The sequence below is a fragment of the Peribacillus sp. P4_B1 genome (assembly GCF_056402395.1).
Window position 1 is genome coordinate 44,335 of record NZ_JBFUHM010000014.1, and the last position, 25,985, is coordinate 70,319.

19 protein-coding genes and 2 pseudogenes are annotated in these 25,985 nt (G+C 36.6%); 7 read left to right on the forward strand and 14 right to left on the reverse strand.

Annotated elements, in window-relative coordinates; translation table 11 throughout:
- Positions 1-72 precede the first annotated feature (72 nt).
- Positions 73-1,446, reverse strand: coding sequence for a penicillin binding protein PBP4B (pbp4b, locus tag AC1DVK_RS10345; protein ID WP_477626420.1), 1,374 nt, complete (start codon positions 1,444-1,446; stop codon positions 73-75).
- A 771-nt stretch (positions 1,447-2,217) separates the two neighbouring features.
- On the opposite strand from pbp4b, the gene AC1DVK_RS10350 reads away from it, so the two are divergent.
- Genes AC1DVK_RS10350 through AC1DVK_RS10360 form a run of 3 tightly spaced genes read left to right on the forward strand, consistent with a single transcriptional unit; the run spans position 2,218 to position 6,112 of the window.
- Positions 2,218-3,786, forward strand: coding sequence for a spore germination protein (locus AC1DVK_RS10350; RefSeq protein ID WP_477626421.1), 1,569 nt, complete (start codon positions 2,218-2,220; stop codon positions 3,784-3,786).
- A gap of 24 nt (positions 3,787-3,810) precedes the next feature.
- A complete protein-coding gene (locus AC1DVK_RS10355; protein WP_410863075.1) occupies positions 3,811-4,914 on the forward strand; it encodes a spore germination protein in 1,104 nt (367 codons plus the stop codon).
- Positions 4,898-6,112 carry a Ger(x)C family spore germination protein gene (locus AC1DVK_RS10360; protein WP_477626422.1) on the forward strand — a complete coding sequence of 405 codons (1,215 nt, stop codon included), beginning with the start codon at positions 4,898-4,900 and terminating at the stop codon, positions 6,110-6,112. The genes AC1DVK_RS10355 and AC1DVK_RS10360 overlap by 17 nt, the downstream gene beginning before the upstream one ends.
- A gap of 906 nt (positions 6,113-7,018) precedes the next feature.
- Here the strand turns inward: AC1DVK_RS10360 and AC1DVK_RS10365 are convergent.
- Positions 7,019-7,147, reverse strand: a pseudogene (locus AC1DVK_RS10365) (VOC family protein); the annotation flags it as partial.
- Between the two features lie 500 nt (positions 7,148-7,647).
- Here AC1DVK_RS10365 and AC1DVK_RS10370 point away from each other — a divergent pair.
- A complete protein-coding gene (locus AC1DVK_RS10370) occupies positions 7,648-9,042 on the forward strand; it encodes a glycerophosphodiester phosphodiesterase family protein (protein ID WP_477626423.1) in 1,395 nt (464 codons plus the stop codon).
- A 298-nt stretch (positions 9,043-9,340) separates the two neighbouring features.
- On the opposite strand, the gene AC1DVK_RS10375 is transcribed toward AC1DVK_RS10370, so the two are convergent.
- The 4 genes and pseudogenes from AC1DVK_RS10375 to AC1DVK_RS10390 form a co-directional block, all read right to left on the reverse strand.
- Positions 9,341-9,490 (reverse strand): hypothetical protein, encoded by a 150-nt coding sequence (locus AC1DVK_RS10375; RefSeq protein ID WP_167555960.1) that lies wholly within the window; start codon positions 9,488-9,490, stop codon positions 9,341-9,343.
- A gap of 273 nt (positions 9,491-9,763) precedes the next feature.
- The gene (locus tag AC1DVK_RS10380) at positions 9,764-10,771 is read right to left on the reverse strand and encodes a beta-ketoacyl-ACP synthase 3 (protein ID WP_477626424.1); all 1,008 of its coding nucleotides are present in this window, start codon (positions 10,769-10,771) and stop codon (positions 9,764-9,766) included.
- Between the two features lie 240 nt (positions 10,772-11,011).
- Positions 11,012-11,521, reverse strand: a pseudogene (locus AC1DVK_RS10385) (IS110 family transposase); the annotation flags it as partial.
- A 240-nt stretch (positions 11,522-11,761) separates the two neighbouring features.
- Positions 11,762-12,271, reverse strand: a complete 510-nt coding sequence (locus AC1DVK_RS10390; RefSeq protein ID WP_477626425.1) for a YfiT family bacillithiol transferase — start codon at positions 12,269-12,271, stop codon at positions 11,762-11,764.
- 208 nt (positions 12,272-12,479) lie between these two features.
- On the opposite strand from AC1DVK_RS10390, the gene AC1DVK_RS10395 reads away from it, so the two are divergent.
- A protein-coding gene (locus AC1DVK_RS10395; RefSeq protein ID WP_477626426.1) for an IS3 family transposase occupies positions 12,480-13,843 on the forward strand; the annotation gives its coding sequence in 2 pieces (ribosomal slippage) (positions 12,480-12,939 and positions 12,939-13,843; 1,365 coding nt in all).
- 137 nt (positions 13,844-13,980) lie between these two features.
- Here AC1DVK_RS10395 and AC1DVK_RS10400 read toward each other — a convergent pair.
- The 4 genes from AC1DVK_RS10400 to AC1DVK_RS10415 all read right to left on the reverse strand — a co-directional run bounded on the left by AC1DVK_RS10400 (position 13,981) and on the right by AC1DVK_RS10415 (position 18,263).
- Positions 13,981-14,481 carry an N-acetyltransferase family protein gene (locus AC1DVK_RS10400; RefSeq protein WP_477626427.1) on the reverse strand — a complete coding sequence of 167 codons (501 nt, stop codon included), beginning with the start codon at positions 14,479-14,481 and terminating at the stop codon, positions 13,981-13,983.
- A 156-nt stretch (positions 14,482-14,637) separates the two neighbouring features.
- Positions 14,638-15,285 carry a type A chloramphenicol O-acetyltransferase gene (gene catA / locus AC1DVK_RS10405; RefSeq protein WP_477626428.1) on the reverse strand — a complete coding sequence of 216 codons (648 nt, stop codon included), beginning with the start codon at positions 15,283-15,285 and terminating at the stop codon, positions 14,638-14,640.
- Between the two features lie 424 nt (positions 15,286-15,709).
- Positions 15,710-17,941 carry a transglycosylase domain-containing protein gene (locus tag AC1DVK_RS10410; protein ID WP_477626429.1) on the reverse strand — a complete coding sequence of 744 codons (2,232 nt, stop codon included), beginning with the start codon at positions 17,939-17,941 and terminating at the stop codon, positions 15,710-15,712.
- A gap of 82 nt (positions 17,942-18,023) precedes the next feature.
- Positions 18,024-18,263, reverse strand: coding sequence for a hypothetical protein (locus AC1DVK_RS10415; RefSeq protein WP_477626430.1), 240 nt, complete (start codon positions 18,261-18,263; stop codon positions 18,024-18,026).
- Between the two features lie 714 nt (positions 18,264-18,977).
- On the opposite strand from AC1DVK_RS10415, the gene AC1DVK_RS10420 reads away from it, so the two are divergent.
- Positions 18,978-20,117: an FtsW/RodA/SpoVE family cell cycle protein gene (locus AC1DVK_RS10420; protein WP_089364298.1), complete on the forward strand. Its 1,140-nt coding sequence runs from the start codon at positions 18,978-18,980 to the stop codon at positions 20,115-20,117.
- Positions 20,118-21,951: 1,834 nt separating this feature from the next.
- Here AC1DVK_RS10420 and AC1DVK_RS10425 read toward each other — a convergent pair.
- On the reverse strand, positions 21,952-22,227 hold the full coding sequence (locus AC1DVK_RS10425) for a hypothetical protein (protein ID WP_477626431.1): 276 nt from the start codon (positions 22,225-22,227) through the stop codon (positions 21,952-21,954).
- Positions 22,228-22,797: 570 nt separating this feature from the next.
- A complete protein-coding gene (locus AC1DVK_RS10430) occupies positions 22,798-23,457 on the reverse strand; it encodes an SH3 domain-containing protein (RefSeq protein WP_477626432.1) in 660 nt (219 codons plus the stop codon).
- A gap of 256 nt (positions 23,458-23,713) precedes the next feature.
- On the opposite strand from AC1DVK_RS10430, the gene AC1DVK_RS10435 reads away from it, so the two are divergent.
- Positions 23,714-23,950 carry a hypothetical protein gene (locus AC1DVK_RS10435; protein ID WP_477626433.1) on the forward strand — a complete coding sequence of 79 codons (237 nt, stop codon included), beginning with the start codon at positions 23,714-23,716 and terminating at the stop codon, positions 23,948-23,950.
- Positions 23,951-24,147: 197 nt separating this feature from the next.
- Here the strand turns inward: AC1DVK_RS10435 and AC1DVK_RS10440 are convergent, their stop codons facing one another.
- Both AC1DVK_RS10440 and gnd read right to left on the reverse strand, forming a co-directional pair.
- The gene (locus AC1DVK_RS10440; protein WP_477626434.1) at positions 24,148-24,393 is read right to left on the reverse strand and encodes a hypothetical protein; all 246 of its coding nucleotides are present in this window, start codon (positions 24,391-24,393) and stop codon (positions 24,148-24,150) included.
- Between the two features lie 129 nt (positions 24,394-24,522).
- Positions 24,523-25,926 (reverse strand): decarboxylating NADP(+)-dependent phosphogluconate dehydrogenase, encoded by a 1,404-nt coding sequence (gene gnd / locus AC1DVK_RS10445; RefSeq protein WP_410862860.1) that lies wholly within the window; start codon positions 25,924-25,926, stop codon positions 24,523-24,525.
- Between the last annotated feature and the right edge of the window lie 59 nt (positions 25,927-25,985).

Genomic DNA, 25,985 nt, shown 5'->3' on the forward strand with positions numbered 1-25,985 from the left:
ACATACATAGTCAACTTGGTGACCCTGATATCCCGACTGCCAAATTGACTACCCTACGAAACATATTGCCTCTTATTCCTTCGTTTCCAATGCATCATAAATCGCAGTTACAACACTTCCATAGCTTCCTGTTTTGAAGAGGTCACCGAAAAACTGATTGGAATTGGCTACAGGGTTAACGAGCGGGGAATGCTTTTTATTTGTAAGTAGAACAATCCCTAAATCTAATTCAGGATCTATGATCGTGACCGTCCCAGTCCATCCAGTATGTCCGTAAGCACTGTCACTCGCATAAGGGCTGAACATCCACTCCATGCTAGCATCGCCATTTCGCCTCCACCCAAGACCGTAAGTAGGATTCATTTCGGAAGGTGCGACGAATTCATCGATTGTTTCTTGATCAAACAACTTATGTTTACCGTAGCCCCCGCCATTCAGCATCACTTGCAGGAGGACAGCGAGATCGCTTGTAGTCGAGAACAGACCTGCATGACCCGAAATGCCTCCCATCGAATAAAAGGCTTTTTCATCATGAACTTCACCTTGAAGTGTGTATGTGCGAACGTTAGGAAAATCAATCACGCCATCCCGCGTGTTCCCAAGCAATTCAGTTGCAGCAACATCCTTTGGCTTAAAGCCTTTTTGAAGGGGGTTGAACTTTGTATTTTTCAAACTAAGCGGCCTGTACAATTCATTTTCAACATAGGTGTCAAGCTGCTGACCCGTGATTTTTTCAACAATGGCTCCGAGCAGCATATAGTCGACATCACTGTATACATTCTGTGTTCCAGGTACATATGTCAGCGGTGTTTTAGATATGAACTCAATGGTCTTATCCCGTTCCTGTGAAAAAAGGTCTTTCGAAACCTTTGGATTATGGTATTGCGGATCTGGTCTAAAACCCGCTGTATGATGAAGCACATCAATAATCCTCAGAGTATCCTTTCCTTTGATCACATCCGCTTCCATGTCTTTGAATTCAGGAATGTATTGCTGAACTCTTGCATGGATATTCAACTTGCCTTCACTGACTAATTTCTGAATAGCAAAATTAGTTGCATACATTTTCGTGTTTGAAGCAAGGTCAAATAAAGTGTCCTTGTCCATTTTCTGAAACTTTTTAAGTGGCGTATATCCATTAAATTTCTGTTTGTACCCATAGCATTCATTTTTAACGATCTTACCGTCCTTTATGACAATCAGGGCAGCACCAGGGAAACCGGCAGCCACTTCCATTTCAATCAGCCGATCCACCTTTTCCAGCTTTTCAGATGAAAAGCCCGCTTCTTCTGGTTTTTTTGCTTTCGTTAACACAGGATACTGGCTGGCAGTTTCCTTACTCACAGGAACTTCCTGATTTGCATTTTCTTTAGCAAATGACACGGAAGGTGCAAGTAATGAGAGTGCCAGGATTGAACTTAGTGTGCAGCTTGTCCATATATTCATCCTTTTCCCCCTTTGTAATCGTACTTAGAAAACAAGAAACGAACAACTTTACCCTTTGACTAATGTCGAAAGAAATAAACTGGATTTAATAAGTTTAAGGAATGTTTCGATTAATGAGGGAGAATTCTTTACTTCCGTTCTATTTGCAGGATTCACATTCCCACAAAACGGTAATTACTTTTCCTTTCCGTTCCGGTACAAGGGTTGCGATTGGATTATTTTATTCTTGAACGTCTTTATTTTGCAATTTTTTTTATCACGTAGTCGTTAATGGTTAAGGATACCACTTACTAACAATTCCCAATTTTCAGTATATATTATTTCAAACATAATTTCAATTTGGTATCTGAATCTTTAAAATTATATTTCAATTATGAGCATAAGCCCAATGTAGGAGGAAAAGCAATAATTGACCAAAATTATCCACATCATTTCTACACTCGGGCCTTCCCATCGATACACGGGCAAATGTCAAAGTTAAGTACATCAAGGCTAGTACCAAATATAAAGGGGGATAGAAATAGGCTTTTGCTTTTAACTTTCTTGCATAAGAAACGTGTAAGAACATCATACTATTTGAGAAATAAAGGAATTTCAAAGAATTCAGCTGCTGATATGAGGCAAGTATAGGGTGATGATAATGTGGAAAACGATTGTTTCCTACCTGCCAGAATGGCAGGTTTTTATACAAGCTTTTATAGTTTTATTTATTCCGTATTTATTCTCCAAATTGTTAAATCGGCTTCGCAACTCAAAGGATGAGTGATGATAATGAAAGAGTGGATATCAAAGATCAGTAAAAAAGGAAAAGTTACTAATAATGACAAACAAAAAGAATGTACCTCCCAAGATTCAACTGATCATTTTACAGATAATTTTGTATTAAATCTAGAACTAGTTAAGCAAGAAATTGGCCATAATTGGGATGTGCATTTTCGAGAATTTAATATAGGACGTACCGGTATTCGGTCAATTATCATTTTTGTGGATGGACTATCAGATAAAGAACTCATTGATAAAAATATCATGCCATCATTAATGGTTGATTTTTCAGCAGAATACAAACAGGGCCTTCCTTACATCAAAGGAAGCATGTCAAAAGAATTTATAAAAAATGAAGTGTTAACTATCAGTGAAGTAGAAGTGGTCGATTCCATTAAAGGGTTAGCATCAAAAGTATTAACAGGTTCTACCGCTCTTTTAATTGATGGATTGCCTGAACCGCTAATCCTCGGAACAACAAAACCTAAAACAAGGACGATTGAAGAGCCGGTATCAGAGGCATTAGTCAGGGGTCCACGGGTCGGTTTCACTGAATCTTTGAGTGATAATACATCTTTTTTAAGGGGAAGTGGTGAAAACGAAAATTTATCGTTAGTAAAATTCCAAGTAGGAAAGCGTTCGAAAAAAGACTTGGTTGTCGCTTACATAAAAGATATTGTTGATCCCGAATTAGTTCAAGAAGTAGAAAATCGAATTAAGAGAATTAATATTGACAATGTGCCAGAATCAGGTTATGTAGAGCAACTCATCGAAGATAATTACCTAAGTCCTTTTCCGCAGATACAGAATACAGAACGTCCTGATCGCGTAATCGCTGCTTTGTTGGAAGGCCGGGTGGCCATCTTATTGGATGGGACGCCATTTGCTTTGATTGCTCCAGTTACCTTAAGCATGATGTTACAATCACCGGAAGACTATTATGAAAGATGGATTCCTGGCACATTCATGCGTATGCTTCGTTATCTCGCAGCCTTTCTAGCCCTGTTTACACCGTCTATGTATATAGCTTTCATCTCATTTCATTCAGGGTTAATTCCGACCAAACTGGCCATATCCATTATAGGAACGAGAGCAACCGTTCCTTTTCCGGCACTTATCGAAGCATTATTCATGGAAATATCCATCGAAATTTTGAGGGAAGCAGGCCTGCGCTTACCTAAGCCAATTGGTCCTGCAATGGGGATTGTCGGCGGATTAATCATTGGGGAAGCTGCTGTACAGGCAGGAATTGTTAGCCCTGTTTTGGTGATTGTAGTCTCGTTAACTGCCATTTCATCATTTGCTATTCCTCAATATAGTACAGGGTTTACATTTCGGATACTCCGTTTTCCATCTATGTTGTGTGCTGCCACATTAGGATTATACGGAGTCATTCTCTTTTTTCTTTTCATGGCCAGCCATTTAGTGAAATTAAAAAGCTTTGGTGTGCCTTATTTGAGTCCAGCCGTTCCTTATCGCTTAAGTGAGTGGAAAGACTTAATGGTTCGCATGCCAATTATGATGATGAAAAGCCGGCCAAAGATGATGCATACGAAAAATCCTATGCGTAAAAGATAACATACGGTGAAGGGTGATTAAATAATGAATCTCAGTCCGAAAGACCAAATTACAACTCCTCAAGTAGCGGTCATAGTCATAAACTTTATACTTGGTACAGGATTACTCACCCTGCCCAGAGCAGCCACGGAGAAGGTGCAGACACCAGATGCATGGATAAGCGTTATTTTAGGCGGGGTTATTGCCATAATCGCGGGGGTGATCATCGTCAAATTAAGCCAACAGTTTCCCGAAAAAACCTTTTATCAATACAGCAATGAAATTGTGGGAAAATGGTTAGGCAAATTACTCAGTTTAGCTTTAATATGTTATTTCCTTATTACTTGCGGGTTTCAGCTCCGTTCTATGGCGGAAGTAATAAAGTATTTGCTTCTTGAAGGCACCCCTACATGGGCAATTTCGATGATTTTCATGTGGGTAAGTCTCTATCTGGTCATCGGCGGCCTTAACCCGATTGCCCGTCTTTTTGAAATTATATTACCTTTGACGGTTATCCTTTTTTTGGTCGTTGCCTTCATGAGCATTAAAATATTTGAGATTGATAATCTGCGTCCTGTACTAGGGGAAGGAGTCATCCCTGTACTAAAAGGAGTAAAAACGACGGCTCTAGCTTTTACAGGACCTGAAGTCATGTTACTGCTTGTTCCGTTTATGAATCAGCCCAAAAAAGCAGTAAAAGCCATGCTTGTTGGAATTTTCATTCCATTGATTTTTTACGTGGTAACGGTCGTAATGGTTATCGGGGCATTATCTATTGAAGGAGTGGTCACAAGAACATGGCCGACACTTGATCTTATACGCAGTTTTGAGGTCTCAGGTTTGATCTTTGAACGGTTTGAATCTTTATTGCTCGTGGTATGGATCATGCAAATATTTGCCACATTCACCATTACATACTATGCAGCTTCTTTAGGACTAGCTCAACTTTCAAAAAAGAACATTCACCCTTTTATGTTTGCCTTGCTTCCGGTTTTATACATCATTTCCATGATTCCAAAAAATATGAATGACATCTTTAAACTTGGAGATTTCGTCGGCAATTACGCATTGTATTTATTTGGTTTACTCCCGCTTCTCCTGCTTATTATTCAAAAAGTAAAGGGAGGAAAATATGAAACAACCACATAGCAAAATACGGCCCCTCTTCATTTCCCTCTCCGTTCTATTGTTCGTATCCCTTACAGGATGTTGGAGCAGTCATGAAATTGAAGAGCAAAGTTTAGGGATAGGTTTGGCATTTGATAAAGGCTTGAAGTCCAAAATTGAGAAAGAGTTAAGCAAAAAAGGGGAGGGTTATACAAAAAAGGACCTGATTACCTCAACCTTTCAAATCATCACTCCACAAGTAGCAAGTTCCAGCACCAAACAATCAGGCCCCTCACAAAAATCTTATATTAATATTTCTCAAACTGGGGATTCCGTCCTTCAAATGATTCGTGAATTTTCATTAGAAAGGGAACAGGCATTAACCAGTCACCACATGAAAGTGATTGTTATCAGTGAAAGTCTTGCAAAATCGTATGATTTGGAACAATTACTCGATGAAAACCTTCGTGATAACGATTTTAGACCAAGCTGTGTTGTGCTCATTAGTAAAGGAAGAGCAAAGAGCACACTGGAAACAAAGACAGCAGGGGAAATTCCAGCGTTTCGGCTGGTTGGCATTTTAGATAATACCTTTCGAACATCGAGGATTTTGCCTCCTATGCCGCTTTTTAAATTAGAGAGCAAGCTTCATTCAGAATCCAGTTTTTTGCTGCAAAATGTAGACTCAGTTAATGGGGAAGTCAAATTTGCGGGAGCTTCCGTGATCGATGGAAAAACACATAAAATGAAGGGCTTTTTGAATGAGGAAGAACTAGAAGGCGTAACATGGATTACAGGAAAGGGTAAAGGCGGTGTTGTAAAGAGCTTTGATAAGAAGACTGGTCAGCTTATGGTGTATGAAGTGGAGACCATGAAAAGCACGATTAAACCTCGAGTTAAAGGAAAAAACATATCTTTTGATGTAAACATTGAATCAGAGGGAAGGCTAGCCGAAAATTGGGTGGTTTCGGGAGATCCCTTTAAAAATGAATTTCTAAAAAAAGCGGAAAAATCAGCGGAAAAAGAAGTGAAACGCTTGGTAAGGAATTCATTAGAAAAAATGCAAAAAGAATATCGAGTGGACGTCGCTGGCTTCGGAAATCGCTTGAGAATCAAGAACCCCAAATTATGGATGAAGGCCAAAAAGGATTGGGACCAAACATTTAGTGAAATTCCGATCAACTACAATGTAAAATTAACAATTAAAGATTATGGAACATCAGGAGGAACAAAAAAGTGAGCCCTCGGATAAACACATTGAATCATATAGCCTTCATTAAATGAGAAAAATAAACAATTTAAAAACAAGAGGACAAATGCTTGCAAATCATCAGTATTTGTCCTTTTATTTTTTCCCATTTCGGATCCCCCCTTTCTCAAACAAAAAAACCAGAACTTGACCGATTTTGGTCGAATTCTGGTTTTCACTAACTTGGTGGTGTTTGGAAATAGGTGTTGTGTTAACCAGTTTTGCATCCAAATGTTCATATGATGCCTAAGCATCCGACCCCCATAGCAAAATGGCACTTTGAAGTTCCTTCGGCTCAACAATCCTAAACTTACTTTCAATCTATAAAAGTATAGTGAAAGTTATAATAGATATTAAAGTAACCGTTACTAATAAGAACAATAACATAATAGACATTGACCTCTTAGGAGCATCTTTTTTAGCATACTTTAGAGAATAAAATATGCTTAATATAATCATCATTATTAAAAAAATTTGTTGTGTATATGCCATAAATACTCCTTATCTTGATACTACAGTAAAGACTTATACCCAAGTAACTAAAAAGTGATCCACCTTTACCTTCATTGTGCATCCATTCTCTAACCGAGTCCCCCCATAGGTCCACTTACAACACCTGTAAATACACCCGGTCCAAATCCAAGCATTCCCAATGCAGTTATTGCTCCACCTGCAGCTATATTACGCTGTGCTAAACACTGGCTGCAGTATGAGAATTGTTATACCGGTTTTTATCTCCCCTCCAGTATCTTTGAATTTTTCATTTTTTTGTTTTTAACTGATCCTCATTAATAACAATTTGAATATGTCTTACTTGTTAATTGTACTTGTAATTTATTAATATTGTATTCTTCCATATATTTTGAGGAATATCTTCATTGATACCTATTGTACCTTAAGAATTGCTTTGTCTTCATCTCTACAGCTTAACTCCGCACCCAATTTACTTACATACCATTCCGAAGTAAGTTCTACATCAGTAACTGTTATATAAGTAATACGTCCCCTTAATAATTTTTCATACATCAAATTAGCCTCGATTTATTTGATAAATAAAATCTTCTCCACTTATATATCTCTGTCCTTTGAAACTCTATTAGGAATAAAGAAAAATTTGCCTTAAAGACAGCTCCGATCTTAACCTGTTAGTTTTAAGTGCAATCCTTGGAATTCAATACAACAAAAAAGTTCTAGAACAAAAACGTTTTTTAGTTTATTTTACCTTTTAAATCCACCTTCTACTGACATGTAATTCAATCTGTTTCATCGCCCACTAGAAATTTTATAGTTTTTGCACCATCTCTCGGTTTTCCTAAAACCTTTGACTAAACCAACAGGGATAGCAAATGGCAACTTTGTAAAACCTATGTGAATATTTGTAAAAAATTGTCTAATTATAATATTTAATTACATAGTGAAAGTATAATGAAGCTGTAAAAGTGGATGCATCCAATAACTATGTCGGGAGGTTGAAAATATTAAAACAATCTTTAATTGATTAAAAATTGAAAGGAGCATTAACAATAATGAAGCTAAAAAAATTATTTTTATTAGGGTTAATAGCGTCTGTCTTAGTACCGGTACAGCAAGCAGGAGCAACCGCTTCTAATCCGATTGCTGTCCGAGAAGGCAAGTCCTTTGAACAGATTCACGCAGATTTGCTCGACCATAGTGAAGATGCGCCACTCATGATCCTGGCTCACCGGGGCCAATGGCGTGAATATCCCGAGAACTCGCTTGCAGCAATCAATGAGGCTATTGAAGATGGCGCCGAAATTGTAGAAATAGATGTCCAGCTAACGGCTGATGGTGTACCTGTATTAATGCACGATACGACCGTTGATCGTACTACCAATGGCAAGGGAAAGGTTTCTGACCTCACACTGGCTCAAATTAAGAGTCTTCGCCTTAAGGAAGGTCTCGGAGGTAAGACGGCAGCGCTCACCAAGCACAAAATTCCAACGCTTAAAGAGGTCATGCTTGCAGTAAAGGACCGTGCAATCGTAAACCTGGATAAGGGCTGGGAGATCCGGGATAAAATGTACGAGGTTCTCGTTAAAACCGACACAGTAGATCACGGTCTGTTTAAAGGCAGCCCAAATGTTGAAGAAGCAGCCGAATTCATGGCAAAAGATCCAGAAATCCTATATATGCACATTATCCTTGATGACAGTGCCAACACTGTAGGAACGTTCCCGGGCCGTCAGCCGGTCGGTTATGAAATTGTCTTTGATGATCTTGCAGATCCGCAGATTCAGCCAGAGAAGGTGAAACAAATCAAGAAAAATAGCAGGGTCTTAGTGAATGTAATGTGGTATGGCCTTGCTGCAAAATACACAGATGAGGCTTCACTAAGAGATGTAAATCTTGGATGGAAGGCAGTAACAAAGCTTGGAGTTAATATGATGCAAACTGACAATATTGGAGCTATTGATTACTGGCGTAATGGAGGCAACATGCGAAACTGGGAGTACGATACCGGAAACCGTACAGTTCGGGTTCAAGCTGAGGACCCTCTTGGCGGTGGACAAGGTACCGGATATTTTGATCAGGACGCCAACCGCTGTAATACAGCCGATCAAGATTCAATTGATGTTTGCGAAATCGATGGAGCTATTGCAGTAAGCCATAACATGGATGGCGAGTGGGCGAAATACAAAGTGAATATTAAGAAGTCAGGAACATATAAAATCTCCGGCAGAGTTTCTGCAGCATCTACCCCGGCTGGCACCATCAACTTGGATTGGGCTGGCGAAACAAGCGGGGAGATCGAGCTGAAAAATACAACTCACAAACGTGCATTCAAACTTCAGAATTTGGAGTACCGCTACCTAAAAAAAGGTACTCACGTATTTACAGTAAAGGTCACAAGGCCAGGTTCCTACAACCTTGATTATATTCAGTTTGATTTGCAGGATTAACTGTAGCCTGTAACACCATTAAGTCTAAGCTTTTTGATAATTTTTAAATACTAGAAGGCAAAATTCGTTCGGTTTTTGGAGTTAGGTGTAGTTTAATAGAAGGGCATGTTTTGAAAAAGGATTGATCAAAACATGCCCTTCTACTATTTAATTGGATTAGTCATTTTTGTGTTCCTTAATCAACTAACGCTCCTGATAGTTCTATAAGACTCATTGTTGAGTTCACAAGTGAAGGAGGGAGTAGAATGGAGAAGATCATTAGAAAAGATAGAAAAACGCCCAAAAAAAGGCGTTCAGTTTAATCATTTTTATTTATTTTACCGTCGTTCCCCTTATCAATACCAGTAGCGTTATTAACTATTTGTGGAAACAAGTTTAACCCTTGATCCAAGGCATTCATTGAATCGGCTTTTTGGCCAAGATTTTTTGATTTTTCTTGTTTTTTCATTTTTGTCGCCTCCTAAAGCTAGGATTCGTAGTAAATCAAAAAATATTCCAAAGTAATTTCCAAATGATTATGTTGCACAGTTCGAATAAACTATGGTACTTGAACTATTCTGCCCCAATAGGTTGAATAAAGAAAAATCTGCCTTAAATACAGCTCCGTTCCTAAGCTAACGCACCCGTTAGTTTAAGTAGAATGTTTCACAATCTTTCTCGAGGATAAAGTTTATGCGTCATAAAATATTCTCTGTTAATCTAAATGATTACTTAGAATACATCACAACGGTGTAGGAGTATTAATTTGTTCGTCAAAATTTAATTCTAAAAGTTGTCCAGCGTGAACCAATCCAGATCCAAATCCATACATAAGAACTCGGTCTCCATTTTTGACTTTTCCCTTACGGATTCCAAGATCAAGAGCTAAAGGAATGGTTGCAGCAGAGGTATTTCCAAAGTTGACTAAGCTATAAAGCGTTTTTTCCATTGGGTATTCTAATTTTTCGCAAATTGGCTCTATCAACCTTAAGTTAGCACTATGAGGGATAAACCAATCAACTTGATCTAAACTCGTTTGCGATTTTTCTAATATCTGTCTTATACTCTCAGGAACATTCCTTACAACCCATCGAAAAACTTCTCTACCATTTTGTACAAGATATTGAGTATCTATTAACTCAATCCCATTGATCTTTTTTGATAGTCCAGGTCGATATACATGTTGTGCTCCTCTTCCATCACTTCCTAGGTGGAATCCAATGAAACTTTTTGATTGTTCATCTCTTTCAACTAATACCGCACCAGCACCATCACCAAATAATACACATGTATTTCTATCCGTATAATCTGTAATTTTTGAGAGTGTGTCTGCTCCAATAACTAGTACCTTTTTGTGGAGCCCAGAAGAAATTAAACTGTGTGCTGTATGTACTGCATAAACAAATCCTGCACACGCTGCACTTAAATCTATGGCACCTGTTTGGGATATATTTAATTGGTCCTGGATGATACTTGAGACAGATGGGAATGGTAAATCTGGTGTGCTTGTTGCCACAATAATCATATCTACATCTTTGACTTCTTTATTATATCTGTGCATTAAATCTTTTACTGCAGATATGCATAAATCACTGGTAAATTCATCAGGACGGGTTATTCTTCGTTCATGAATCCCGGTTCTTTGAATAATCCATTCATTATTTGTTTCGACCATTTGCTCAAGTTCAAAATTTGTTAATTTTTTTTCTGGTACATATGTCCCGATAGCTGTTATTCTCGCCCCTATCATACGATCACCCCATATATTTATTAGAAGTTAGTATTAATACCTGGTACTAATTATAACAATTTATATTGTTAATAATCAATTTAAATTCCTTTTTTTTCTAAAACACTTACTCCTTATTGAAGTAAACTGCCCCGTTAGTGCCATAAGAAAAAGGCTGCCTCAGCTCCTCCCTAATTGAATTAGGAATGAATATGGTAGTCTTGACCTTCCACGCTTTGAAATGACAATCTGACCTTTCTATTTTCCTGAACTTGCTTCCGCTAGATGTAATCCAGCATGACGTAATAGAGAGTTTCCGTGAGAGAAGCCACTTAGATCTCCTGACTCACCTAGTATCCCCGCTAATGAAATTTCACTTATTCCTTGTCGCAGCACAGGAAAGACAATATCCGCGATAACGAGCGCATCTTTTTTGTCACTCTTAGATTGGGTATTATCACGATTCTCTTTATTCCTTTTTACTAAGTGGGGATTGACTGTTACAACCTCAATGTTTTGGTTATATAACCATTTTGAAAGGTTAATCCAGTAATGTCCTATAGGCTCCATACCTACTATCGTGGAATCTAAGTTTTTTAGTTTTTGTAAGTTTTGAATCCAACTTAATAGTTTTACGAATCCCTCTTCATTATTTTCAAATGTAATAGGGTCTCCAACTACAATTCCATGGAAGTTAACAGCTCGAGCAACGTGTAATTGTTGGGCTATATCCATACCAATAATAAGATGTGTATCGGAAATTCTTTCTATTAGTTAATTTTGTTTGTCTTGCATTTTAAAATTCATATTAAGGTTCCTCCTAAGGTTTTGAGTTAGATGATGTCTTACTCATATCTTACTGAGGAGCCCTATTTTTTCAAAGCTGAAAAATAACGAACTACAGGAATGTAACCTGCCCCGATAGTTGAATAAAACTTCTGTAATTATTCCTTATTTTAATTTTAAAAAAGGCTTATCGAGGTTCGATAAGCCACTTTTATAAATAATGTATTATTTTGATAATGCGATTTTTATATGGGCTAAATGATGCTCTTCGTGCCAAGCTAATTTTGCAACTTTTGTTGCAACTGTTATTATACCGTTTATCTGGTGAGTAAAAGCTCGATCTAATTGCTCTTCAGTTAAACTATATCCTAAAGATACGATGCGCTCATTTATACCTTCTAACATTTTAATAGAACTTTCTACAGGAAGCTTTGTATCCGGTTGAATAGCCCACTTTTCTTCATCAAAAGCTGGTACTGTTGGGTTCTCATCTGTTAAAGCCAGCTTCAAACGTTGATACATGTTCAACTGAGAATCTGCAATGTGATGAACAAGTTGACGAACTGTCCAGCTACCTTCACGATAAGTTCTGCTTAATTCCTCATCACTTAATGAGTCGACAGTTTCTCTTAATCGAATCGTGTAAGTTTCGATTTCCTTTAGCCATTCTTGAAAATTTTCTAATGTTACTTTTTCAGGAACTTGTAGTTTCCCAATTGGGTATCTTATATCCATTTTCAATCCCCCTTTTCCTTATTCTTTATTTCATTATATTTCGGTATTAACGTTTAATTTTATTTAATTATATCACTTCAACAAACTGCATCGTAATTCAAAAGCTTATTCAATTAAATGGCCCTATAATGAAAAATAGGCGCTTACACTTGTTTGAACTGCACCCCAAATGTTAGACACAAATCTAACACTTGGAGGTGCCTTTTTTATGGCAAGAATTACTCTTGAACAAAAATTAGATGCGATTTTTCGTTATGAAAACGGTGAAGAAAGCCTTACTTCTATTGCTAAATCACTCAATTTAACTAATACTGAAACTCTTAATTTTCGGATTAAAAAATATCATTTTCATGGCCCAGAATCTCTTAAAAAAAGCTATACACGTTATACTTTTGAAGATAAACTATACATACTCAATTATATGAACGAGAACGGGTTGTCTTCTTTAGAGACTGCAGTACAGTTTAATTTACCTACTCCAGGTACAATTAGAAAATGGCGAGTTAGTCTTAGAAATGAAAGTATAGACTCCCTAATTCTTAAGAAAAAGGGGCGTAAAAAGTTGAAGAAAGGCAACCAAAAAGATACTAAGAATCAGACCTTCGAAGATGGCTCTATAGAGGCATTACAAGCAGAAAATGAACGTTTACGTATGGAGAATGCATTTCTAAAAAAGTTGAATGCCTTAGTTCAAGAAAAGGAAACATTAAAACGAAAGACAAGGCGCAAGTAGTCTATGAACTAAGGGATCAATTTAGTGTAAAAGAGTTAATAAAGCTAGCCGGAATTAAGCGTAGTACTTATTATTACTGGACAAGTCGCTTTGACCAACCTGATAAATATGCCGAAATGAAATCGATGATTTCTACTATCTATCACGATCATAAAGAAAGATATGGTTATCGTCGAATAACATTAGAATTACGTAATCAAGGCTTCCTAATCAATCATAAAACCGTTCAACGGCTTATGAAGGAATTGGGTTTAAAATCGCTTGTACGCATGAAAAAATACCGTTCTTATAAAGGAAATGTAGGTAAAATCGCACCAAACATTCTTAAACGTGATTTCGTTGCGACAAAACCAAATGAAAAGTGGGTAACGGACGTAACTGAATTTCATTTATTTGGTGAGAAGTTATATCTTTCCCCTATACTAGATTTATTTAATGGTGAGATTATCGCCTATAATATTCAAAGCCGTCCTACATATGAACTTGTTTCAAAAATGTTAAACAAAGCTTTTATCTACTTATCCGAAGGAGATGCCCCTGTCTTACATTCGGATCAAGGTTGGCATTATCAAATGAAACAATACTCTTATGCATTAAAACAAAATGGTATTACCCAAAGTATGTCTCGTAAGGGTAACTGTTTAGATAATGCAGTAATTGAAAATTTTTTTGGTCTATTAAAATCTGAGCTATTATATTTGCAAGAATTTGAGAGTATGGTTCAGTTCAAGCGTGAGCTTGAACTGTATATCGAATACTACAACCACAAACGTATTAAAGGGAAATTAAAAGGATTGAGTCCGGTACAATACCGAATTCAATCCTCCATAGCTGCTTAACTTAATAAAATGTCTAACTTTTTGGGGTCACTTCAGTTTCAGAATAGCGCCCTTTAATTGAATAACTAAAATCTGACCTCACTCATAATTTCACTTAATTCTTAAACAACTAACGCACCTGTTATTTTAACAAGACCTTATGATAACTTGGACATAAAATACTGGTTAAAAAGATTGCCATCTATCACTAGTGAGTTTCTTTTTATTCCTTCTACCTCAAACCCCATTTTCTTATATAGAGATACTCCTGTTTCATTTTGAGTGACGACTGTAAGCTCTAACCGTAAGATATTATGAATTATTGCCCATTCTTCTAACCTTTGAAATAGTTTTGTTCCTATACCACGCCCTGTGTATTCTTTTAAAATACCTATAACAAGATAGGCTGAGTGTTTGGTTCTTCTTGTTTCTCCGCCAATCACTGCTAAATATCCTACTAACTGTCCACCTTCTTGTTCTGCAACAAGTACAGTTGAATTATTCTCTTTGTCCATTCGTTCCAACCATTTACGTTGTTGTTCAGGAGAACCTTTTCTTTCTCCTGGTTCCATAAGCATAAAATCAGCCTCAGTTTCAACTTGCTTCATTAGCCAATCGAAACTTTCAGCATCCTCAGGTTTTACCTCTCTGATTAACATCAGAATCCCCCCTTAAATATATCCAATATTATACATCTTAATGAACTATCCTTCCCCGATAGTTTAAGTACATTTATTAACAAACTTTGGTTGTAATTCTATAAAAAAAGGAACTGCTTTCACAGTTCCCCTTTTAGATATTTTCCCAATGAACAATTAGAGCCAGTCTGCACTTTCATCAGCAAACCTTTGTAAGTCATTCATAAAAACACTTGCATGATAACCATCACAAACAGCATGATGAATTTGTAACGAGACAGGTATGAACCATTCATCTTTTATTTGTGAATATTTACCCCCAGTTATAATGGGTAAGAGAAAATCTCCACCATTATTAATATTTAAATTAAATGCTGTAAAAGAACTCCAAGGGATCATAGATATCGGAATATTATTATCTGGTACAGGAGTCTTTGGAAATAAACTACCCGTACCATTGTATTCTTCTACATCTTTTTCATACTGAGAATGAAATTCAGAAAACCTACTTACATTTGGTGACCATATGCTAGAAAATGTGTATGTCTTATTATCAAAAATTGTATAAGAAGGCAAAATTTCTGACCAATAACCTAAATTCCCTTCTGGGTTAAAACTGGTTTTAAATTCTCGATGGGAATTAACTATATTTGTAACCATAAAAATAAACGCAGGATATAACTTATAATTCTTCTTCTTTAAGTTCTTCATAAGAACAGTAATATTAATTTCATTCGTTATACTGAACGTTGTTTGTTGTTGTAAATAGTGTTCGAAGTACTCTTTTCGATACCAATTTTCACGATCAATTATATTGAATTTCATATACAACGCCTCCTAATATGTTTTATTTGATTTAGGAGGCTATTTCCTCTGCTTTTTTCATGACAATCATCCTTTTGTAAACTAATTTACACCACCACATTATCAAGTATTCCGACTAAAATCAATTTACAGATATTACTTTCTTCCACTAACTGCCTCGCCCCTCACAGAATATCAAAAGGGGCTCGGATTTAAYACATTCCGAACCCCTTTTGTCGACAAACACTGAGGCATGAGCCCGGTAGATTACCGGGTTCATGCCCTCAAGGCTGCCTAATTAAATAAAGTGTCTAACTTTTTGGGTCACTTCAAAGCAGCTCCCTTATTGAAGTAAAGCACCTTATAGTTTAAGTAGAAACCATCACATTCTCTTATTTGTATCATAAAAAAGGATGGAACCAATGCGATCCCATCCTAAAAATCTTTATTGCTTGTGTTCCTTTTCCTCTTGGTGTTTATGCTTCTCTTCCCCTTGTTTGTGTTTCTCCTCTTGGTGTTTATGCTTCTCTTCCTCTTGTTTGTGTTTCTTTTCCTCTTGTTGTTTATGCTTTCCTTCCTCTTGTTTATGTTTTTTATCCTCTTTATTTCCACCAATATCAAATTGTTTATTTTTATTATTTTTTATAACTTGTGGAGCTTCTTCAGGATTTGCACCTTTAATGAACAGTTCATTATTCACCCGGTATACATCACTAGGCTGCTGGAAGCTACTTTTGTCTGTTCCAAACGCTTCCAGCATGGCCTTAAACATTTGGTGCGAGATTTTAGTTGTATTTCCATCCATATAATTACCTGGACCATTTTTAGTATATCCAGTCCAAACCGCCATAGTGTATTGCGGTGTATAACCAGCGAACCAACTATCATTTACCGAACCGGCTGGATATCCATATTGTGCTCTGGTTTTACTGTCAAAATTGGTTGTGCCAGTTTTTCCAGCCACATCTAGTCCAAGGACATTTGCTGTTTTTCCTGTACCAGATTTTACGACTGTCCGTAACATATCCGTCACCAAATAAGCTGTGTGATCATGCATAACACGTTTTGGCTTTTGAGTTAAATTAACAACTCTGCCATCAGGATAAACAACTTTACGAACAAAATGTGGTGTATTGTATTCACCGTTATTTCCAAAAGCACTATATGCCCCTGCCAACTCTAATGGATTAACCGTATTACTTCCAATCGCATATGATTCGTACACCTTATTATTATTAAAAGTAATACCCAGATTTTCTGCAAAGTTTTGTGCTTTATCCATCCCTACTTCTTGAAGGGTAAGGAGTGCTGGAATATTGTATGACCATTGAAGTGCTGTTCTAATCGACAACTTTCCGTGATATTGATGATCCCAGTTAGAAATAGATTGACCATTTGAGTAGGTTATCTCATGATCATTAATTTGGTGTGCTGTAGACCATTTTGAATTTTCAATAGCCGGACCATAATCAAAGACTGGCTTGAAAGTAGATCCTGGTTGACGTTTAATATCAACCGCAAAGTTGTTGCCTCGGAAGGAAGCTTTATATTGGTTTCGACCGCTTCCAATAGCTCGTACTTCTCCTGTTTTTGTATCTAAAAATACGAAGGCTCCTTGAAAATTTTCATTTGGATAAGAAATAATCGTATCGGTGTTCATCATTTTGTCCGCAAAGGTCTGAGCTTTTGGATCTAGCGTCGTATAAATAGATAATCCATCCGAACTGATATCTACATTTTTTAGCTTTCCTTCAACTTCTTTTACAACAGCGTCCAAAAACGCCTCGTACGGCATTCCCTGCTTTTTCGTTTTTGGAACAAGTCCTGATGTAACTGGAACCTTCTTTGCATCCTCCAATTGCTTTTTCGTAATATACCCTTGTTTATACATAGCTTCTAAAACAATATTACGACGATCTGTTGCAGCTTTCACATGTTCGGGTTCAGTGGGATCATAATAACTTGGACTCTGTGGGAGCCCCGCCAGCATAGCGACCTCTGGTAGCGTTAGTTTATTTAGATGATCGGCATCGATTCCGTAGTAATTTTCGGCGGCGGCTGCTACACCATATGCCCCGTCTCCAAGGTAGATCTTATTAAAATACATCATTAAGATTTGATGTTTGGAATACTTTTGCTCAAGCTGATAGGCCAAGCTCCATTCCTGTACCTTTCGCTTTATTGTTTTCTGAGGTGACAAAAAGGAGTTTTTAATGACCTGCTGTGTAATCGTACTTCCGCCTTGAGATCCGAAATCCCCTTTTAGGTTCTTGAAGATTGCTCTCGCAGTTCCTTTTATATCAATGCCATTGTGTTCATAAAAATGTGCATCCTCCGTGGCAATGAAAGCATGTTCCAACATTTTTGGAACTTGAGAATACGTAATTTTTGTCCGTTTTTCTTTACCATATTCGTAAAGGAAATTCCCGTTTTTATCGTATAATTTGGTAGAAAGTGGATCGACTAGTTTTGAAGCATCTATTTTAGGTGCATCCTTAATCATTGCTGCAACCGTAACTGCCCCTATTCCAATTGAAACAACACCTAACAGTAAGCACCCAAGTAAAACTTTTTTCAAGAAAGACCTTCTTTTAGGGTAGTTCTTACCTTTTTTTTGATCTTGTTTTGTTTTTTCCACTTGTTTTCGTTCCTGACGAGAACGATACGTTTCTGACATTAATCTTCTCTCCCATATTCAAGGTTACTCAACAAAATTGAAGAAAACTATGCAAAGAAATAACCTTTTATTTACTCACTAGTCATTGATGATCAGTATGGTATTTAAAACAATGCATTTCATGGAAAACCTGTATATAACGTATTAAGGAAGAATTTATCCTATAATCTCCTTGGTCGGTTTTCGCAATAAAGTAATTACTTCGTACTATCTTATCTAATACATCTTGTAGAACGTCTTCCTTCTTTACATCTGGCCCTTTTATTATTTTTTCTCGTTTAATATCATTTTCCAAGGTATAACAAACAATAAATTTCTTCAAATTAAATCCCCCTTTCGAGAACCACTTCTGATTGTCTTAAGTAGGGAAACACGTCTACTTATTTGAAGCGAATAGTCTTAAAATTTATATACTGAATAAGAATGCAATTATCGACCAGCTTTGTCTTTCAAAGACGTTATACATGCAAATACCCATGTTGATAAAATGATGGATAACATTCCTACTATTTTTGAAAAATACCTTTGTGCACCATCTATAAATATTTCATGAATACCATAGATACAGCCTAAAAAGATCAAAGCGTGCAAATTTCATTTTTTTCAGTCCATTTATATTAATTCGAAAGGAACCTTAGTAATAAGGGGGCAAAGACATTTAATCCTCGATTCCCCCCTCTATATAAAGACCAAATCTGCACTTTAGTCATAAAAAAAGCCACCAATTATGGCAGCTGGATTTTTCCCATTTATAAGCACATTCTCGTAATAACCTGGATAACATCCCCATCTATAGACCATAATAGGAATTATCCAAGAGACACCCTAAGGATCTTGGTGCTTGTCTGAATCCATCCTTGAAGCTTTTCAGGGTTGGATTTTTATTTTTTTACTTTTCTTAGCTAAATAATATTTCTCAAGAGCGACTTAAAAGAGAGCTCGATTTTCAACCCGTCTTATGGCACTAATGAATTTACATTTTTAGTAAAATAGAGTTAAATTATAACATGAGTAAATATTTTACAAGGGGAAAAATATGAAAAATTCAAAGTTTGATTACAACCTAGTTACACTTTTACTTTTGCTATTTATAACTAGTTGTATAGCTATTCACACTGCTCAAGAATTTGGTCAATACGAAGGGGATTTTTTATTTAGACAAGTAACTTGGTATTTTATAGGTTTCGGTATGATTTTAGGAGTTATGTATTTGGATTCTGAACAAATATTTCGCTTGAATTGGTTTTTTTACTCGCTTAGTTTATTTCTATTAATTGCATTAATTTTGTCGCCTGAGTCAATAGCACGAGAAATAAATGGAGCCAAAAGTTGGTTTCAAATTCCTGGGATTGGGTCTCTTCAGCCAGCTGAGTTTACTAAAATATCTTTAATAATTTGTTTAAGTTACTTAATACAAAAACATCATAATAAATATGAAGACAAAACTTTGAAAACGGATTTTTTTCTATTAATTAAGATGGGGGCTGCAACACTTCTTCCAATACTTTTAATTATGAAACAACCAGATTTAGGTACATCTTTAGTATTAATGTGTATTTTTATAGGGATATTATTTGTTTCAGGAATATCATGGAGAATAATTGGTGGTATTTTTATTATTGGAGGATCAATTGTAAGTGGAATTTTGTACTTAGTTTTTCTTCACCCTGAAATTCTCCGTTTAATGGGGATAAAAATATTTCAATTAGGAAGGATTTATGCTTGGATTGATCCAGAGTCTTATAAATCAGGAGAGGGCTTTAACTTAATCAAAGCCTTGCTTGCCATAGGATCAGGTGGAGTTTCTGGTTATAAAGGAAGCGGGGTATATGTTCCTGAAGCACACACAGATTTTATATTTAGCGTTATTGCTTCTAAATATGGTTTCCTAGGATCTAGTATTTTAATAACAATTTATTTCTTCCTTATTTCGGGCATGGTGAAATTAGCGTTAGATGTCAAAAATAGTTTTGAATCTTACCTATGTGTAGGTGTGGTTTCAATGATTTTTTTCCATATTTTCGAGAATATTGGAATGAACATAGGTTTACTACCTATAACAGGGATACCCTTACCTTTTATAAGTTACGGAGGCAGCTCATTAATGGGGAATATGTTAGCAATAGGATTAATTTTTTCAATAAGCTATCGAAAAAGAGCATTTATGTTTGGCTAATTTGAAATAACAATAATTTTTTAAAAAGTGAAGTTATCAAAAGAAACCTACTAAAAAGAGGCCATTTATTTGTTATGAATTATTAAAGACACTAAATGACTTTAATACATTGTCGGTTTCTTCTTCTGTAATCCCAATATAGCGCAGGGTAACGGATAGATGCGAATGATGAAGGATTCGTTGCAACATGGCAATAGCCTTCATGAACTTGTAAAACCAATTACCACACGTTTTCGGTAAGGTATGATTGCTGACATGCTCTACGCCAGCGAACTCTGGAGTCTTATTTAACTGCCGTTAGGCGAGAGTAAAACATTCTTAATCAACTAAACGGGTGCATTAGCTGATGATCGGAGCTGTCTTTAAGGCAGCTCTTTTTTATGCAAAAAGGGGCTACAAGTATTGATAATTTCATATAATATCCACCTTTTTTCTATTTCCATCTATTATAATTAAGGCAAGGAAATTTTTTGCTAATTTATAAAAGTGTAGCTTTGAAACAAAGTTTTATCAAATTAATCCAAGAAACCTGATAAATGAATAAATAGAAAGGGCATGTTTTGAAAAAAGATTAATCAAAACATGCCCTTATACTATTTAATTGGATTTTTTATATAAGTTGATCATTTTTTGTGTTCCATAATGGAGCAATTACAAACTCTCTGGTAAGTAACGGTTATGCAAATTCTACTTTTTTATCAGCAAAAACAAATCGCCTTTAGAAGTTTCTAATTTTGTCGATAGATATCAACTCAGAATTTGTAGATATTTCTCGGGAAATTGTTGAAATTTGAAAATGGTTATTCCGAAAAGTTGGAACAAAGGAATTTCCACTTTTGATTTGGTTCCCTTAGGTTTAAATAGTTATTAACGAAAATTAACACCTGAAGATCGTATAGGAGACTAAAAAAAGGGAGTGAAACCTTTTTCTTATTGCAGTAATGTTTCGTAATGGGTTTTTTGTTGTTCAGTTTTAAGTTGTGACATATCGTTATCGTTTGTCAGTTAGAGGTTCATTTCACGCATAGCTGCGAGTTCATTGGTTAATAACAATAAGATCTCTTTTAATTGAATGAGAATATGGGTTAAATATATTGTCATATGTATCGGGTATCGCTATCTCTTTTAAAAGCCTAATTTTGTCGATATCTACTCAGAATTTGTAGATATTTCTCGGGAAATTGTTGAAATTTGAAAATGGTGATCCCGAATAGTTGGAACAAAGGAATTTCCACTTTTGATTTGGTTGCATAATGTTTTTTTGTTGTTCAGATTTATGCTGTGACAAATCGTTTGTCAGTTAGAGGTTCATTTCACGCGTAGCTGCGAGTGAGTTCATTGGTTAAAAACATTAAGATCCCTTTTAATTGAATGAGAACATGGGTCAAATATATTGTCATATGTATCGGGTATCGCTATCTCTGTTTCATTGGTTCCTTCTAATCTTTCTATTTCTTGATCCAAGAGTCTTTAGCTCTATCGTTTAGAGGGCTGCCCGTATCGCATAACGCTATAAGCGCTTCGATGTCGGATTGAACGAAGATATGCCAATCGCCATCTTAACAGCTCCTATCCATTTCGCTCAGTGGATTTTGCCTCTCTATTTCTTATGCCACTTCCTTGGAAAAGGCTGCTCATTCATTCGGATGTATATCCTATCGTATATTGGACCYCCCTTAAGATGAAGGTTCTGTGGATTTATTTGTATGTTATATCGCCCAGCGATACGAAACACACAAAAGAACCGATCAGCCCCTTTCTTGAGGAACACTATTAAGGACATGGATCTTTCTGGAGCTGGAAACCGTTGTTTTAAGCTGAGACATATCGTTTGTCAGTGGATGTTCATTTCACGCGTAGCTACGAGTTCATTGGTTAAAACAATTAAAATCTCTTTTAATCGTTTGGGATTATGGGTTAAATTATCATATGTATCGGGTATCGTTATCTCTGTTTCATTAGTTTCTTCTAATCTATCTTTTTGTAGGTACACAAGGTCCTGGCCGTATCCTCTATGGGAATGTCCGTATCGCGTAACGCTATGACCGCTTCGATGTCGGATTGAATAAAGATAGGCAATCACCATCTTAAAAACCCATATCCGTTTCATTAAGTTTTGACCATACTTTTGACAGTGGGTGTTGCATCCCCATTTCTTCTTCCACTACCTTAGAAGAGATACTCGTTCATTCGGATGTATATCATGTTTTTGATATCGAACACCAAGTTATATCGCCCAGCGATACGAAACACACAAAAAAAGAACCGATCACCCACTGTCTGGAGCAACTCTATTAAGGATGACTCTTTTTTTGAATGCAGTTTTCAACCGCCTCAACTCCATTTTATCAAACATGTTTTTTTGCTTGCCTCAAATTGTGATTTTGTTTTAGATGCATATCGCTTAAACAAATCTCCAATGAATTTCAATTGAGCCTATGTTTGCCTCTGGTAGAACTTGCGAAACATTGGTATCGCCGAGCGATTACATAGTAGGCACCAAATCCTGTAAAGTTGAAATACTCTTTCTTAATTCTGTGTTTCAGCTATGCGAATCATATATGTCACTATGCTTTTATCCATCATTATATATAAAAAAAGATTTATCAAATGTTTCTACATCAATAAATTGCTTCCACAAATCATTAATCAGTTAGGCAAAAAAAACATGACAGTCACCTTATTTTCTGAATATGGAGAAAAGCCCCCACCATTTTTCTGAACGTTTTTGTATCGCTTCTTCTAAACGTTTATTAAATTCATTTTGTGAACTCCAGTCTTTTTTCTGTTCGTCCCGCATATTTTGTATTTCTTTTTGTAAGATTTCACTTTTTTGTTTTTCTTGCTGCAGCAATGTTTCGTAATGGATATTTTGTTGTTCAGTTAATTGTTCAATTTTAGTATTAGTTCTTTGCGCTGAATTTCCAATACTAGAACTTATAACATGATGATCTTGCTGGAGCCGGGAAACCTTTGTTTTAAGCTCTGACATATCGCTTGTCAGTTGGACATTCATTTCGCGTGTGGCTGCGAGTTCATTGACTAAAAACATTAAGACCTCTTTTAATTGATTGGGGTCGTGGGGTAAATTTTCATATGTATCGGGTATCGCTATCTCAGTTTCATTGGATCCTTCTAATCTTTCTTTTTGTTGAAATACAAGGTCTTTAGCTGTATCGTCTAGGGGCTTGTCCGTATCGCGTAGCGCTATAAGCACCCCGATGTCAGATTGAACAAAGATACGTCGATCTCCATCTTTCAAAAACTCATATCCATTTCTTTCTAAGATTTGACCATACTTTCGAACAGTGGGAGTTGCAATCCCCACTTCTTCTGCCACTTCCTTGGAAGAGAAAGCTCGTTCATTCGGTTGTATATCACGTCGCATATCGGACCTCTTTTCTATAACTAGTTGTATCTGTAGTCTACCTGACCTTAAATTTTCTGTCTAGATAAGTTTAGCCTATCCAGAAGTTGTTAGGGATACCGATAAGATTTCCTTTTCCTTTCTTCTGTTTCCCTATACGATTAGATCATCTATTCGCTTTCCTTACTTCCCTTGCATAGCCGCTATTTCCTATCTAGCCTTAGCCATTGTGGGTGTTACATCTGGTTGGTCTTGGCGCCTTGCCCCGTGCCAAGCATGGGTGGGGTTGATAGAAATTCAACAGCGATTAGGACATACAGATATTCAAACAACGATAAACTTCTATGCCCATACGACTGACTACATGAAAGAAAAGGCCTCCCAGCAGTTCAATAAACTGATGGAAGACCTTCACTTTAAAAATATTTACATGTTAGGTGAGCATCCATTTCTAAATCCTCGTTAAACCCCTATATTTCAAGGGATTTAAGCAATTATTACATTATGCCGCCCGTATGGTGAGAGTGTGTAATATTTTTAACGATATGTGCTAAAAATGTGTTATAGCAAGGTTTTTGCTAATCAGTGGTGTAACATCTTTAACGAGATTGTATCGTTCGTTTTCCGCTTGATTGCGTTAACAAATTGTTAGCGTGTCTTTCCTTACAAACATTCTTCATTTTTCCTTTCGAACTTACCAAATAAAGTTTCCGTATGAACTTTATGCGAATGCCATTTAAAAATTAGAATCCATTTTCTACTAACCATTTCATAATGCTTTCTCTCTTGTCTTAATATCATTATGCATGCTCTACAGATGGCGACTCTCTGCAGATGGCCGCCAGAGCCTTGAGTGATCGTATTATCTGCAAGCTTTTCAATTCCGATATACCGCATTTTTATCCGCATCTTTTGATACAAGAGCAGGAAACATAACATTGTCAATCAATGACAGATTTTTCACAAGTTTATCAAATTTATTCATTTCAAATTCATGAACGCTTATTGAGAGATGGCTGTTTCTTTTGTCACTTTCTATCACTGCCAGTTTGTGTGAAAGACTCCTGCTAAATCACGTCGTTCATAGGTATGTGCACCAAAATAATCACGTTGTGCTTGCAAAAGGTTAGCATTTGAGATGCCTTTTCGATAACTATCGTAATAAGTGAGTGAAGCGCTTAAACATGGAAACGAGATACCGGAGTTTATTCCCTCACAGACAACCTTTCGCAATCCTACCTGGTAATCCGTAACCTTTTCGGCAAAATATGGTGAGATTAATAAATTAGCCAGATTCGGCTGCTCTTGATAGGCTTCGCTAATGACGTTTAAAAATTCTGCACGAATGATGCAGCCACCGCGGAAAATCAGCGCAATATCCTTTAAAGGCAAATCCCAGCCGTAAAGTTCAGAAGTCATTTTATATTGAGTAAAACCTTGCGCGTATGCACAAACTTTTCCCATATATAATGCTTGTCTAATATAGTCAATCCACTCATTTTTATCTAATTTTTGCTGATCGTTCTCAGGGCCTGTTAGAATATGTTCTGCATTGACCCGTTCTTCTTTTAAAGCGGAAATGTAACGAGCAAACAAAGACTCTGTAATAATCGATGCTGGTATTCCGTTATCAATAGCTTGCATGCTGGTCCATTTGCCTGTACCCTTTTGTCCTGCTTTATCAAGAATCACATCGATCAAGGGTAAGCCCGTTACTTCATCTTTTTTCCTTAAAATTTCAGCAGTGATTTCGATTAAATAACTTTTCAGTTCGCCTTGATTCCATGTTTCAAAGATGCCAGCAATTTCATTAACTTCAAAATGCAGCTTTTCTCTTAAAAATGTATAGGCTTCGGCGATTAATTGCATATCTGCATACTCAATCCCGTTATGTACCATTTTTACAAAATGACCTGCTCCTTTTGGACCGATATAGGTACAGCAAGGGTCATCATTTACTTGTGCTGCGATTTTTGTCAGAATTGGAGCTACTTTTTCATAGGCGTCTTTATCTCCACCCGGCATGATTGAAGGTCCTTTTAACGCCCCGACTTCTCCACCAGAAATACCAATTCCCAAATAACTGATTCCTTTAGATTTCAATTCATCATATCTGCGTTCAGTATCTTCGTAATGGGAGTTGCCGCCGTCCATGATAATATCGCCTGATTCAAGATGAGGAAGCAATGAATTGATCACCGAGTCGATCGGCTTGCCCGCAGTCACCATTAGAAAAATCTTTCTTGGCGTTTCCAGTGACTGAACAAAGTCCTGGATTTCGTAATACGGATGGAGCGACTGACTGTCCAATTCAGCAACAAGTTGATCCGTTAAATCTCTTGTGTAGTTATAGACAGCTACTTTTTCCCCCTTACTAGCCATATTTAAAGCGATATTACTGCCCATTACCCCTAAACCAATGACACCAATTGAATTGTACATTTAATTTTCTGCTCCTTCTATGTAAGAATAATAGGCAGTAAATCCCTACTATAAGTGGG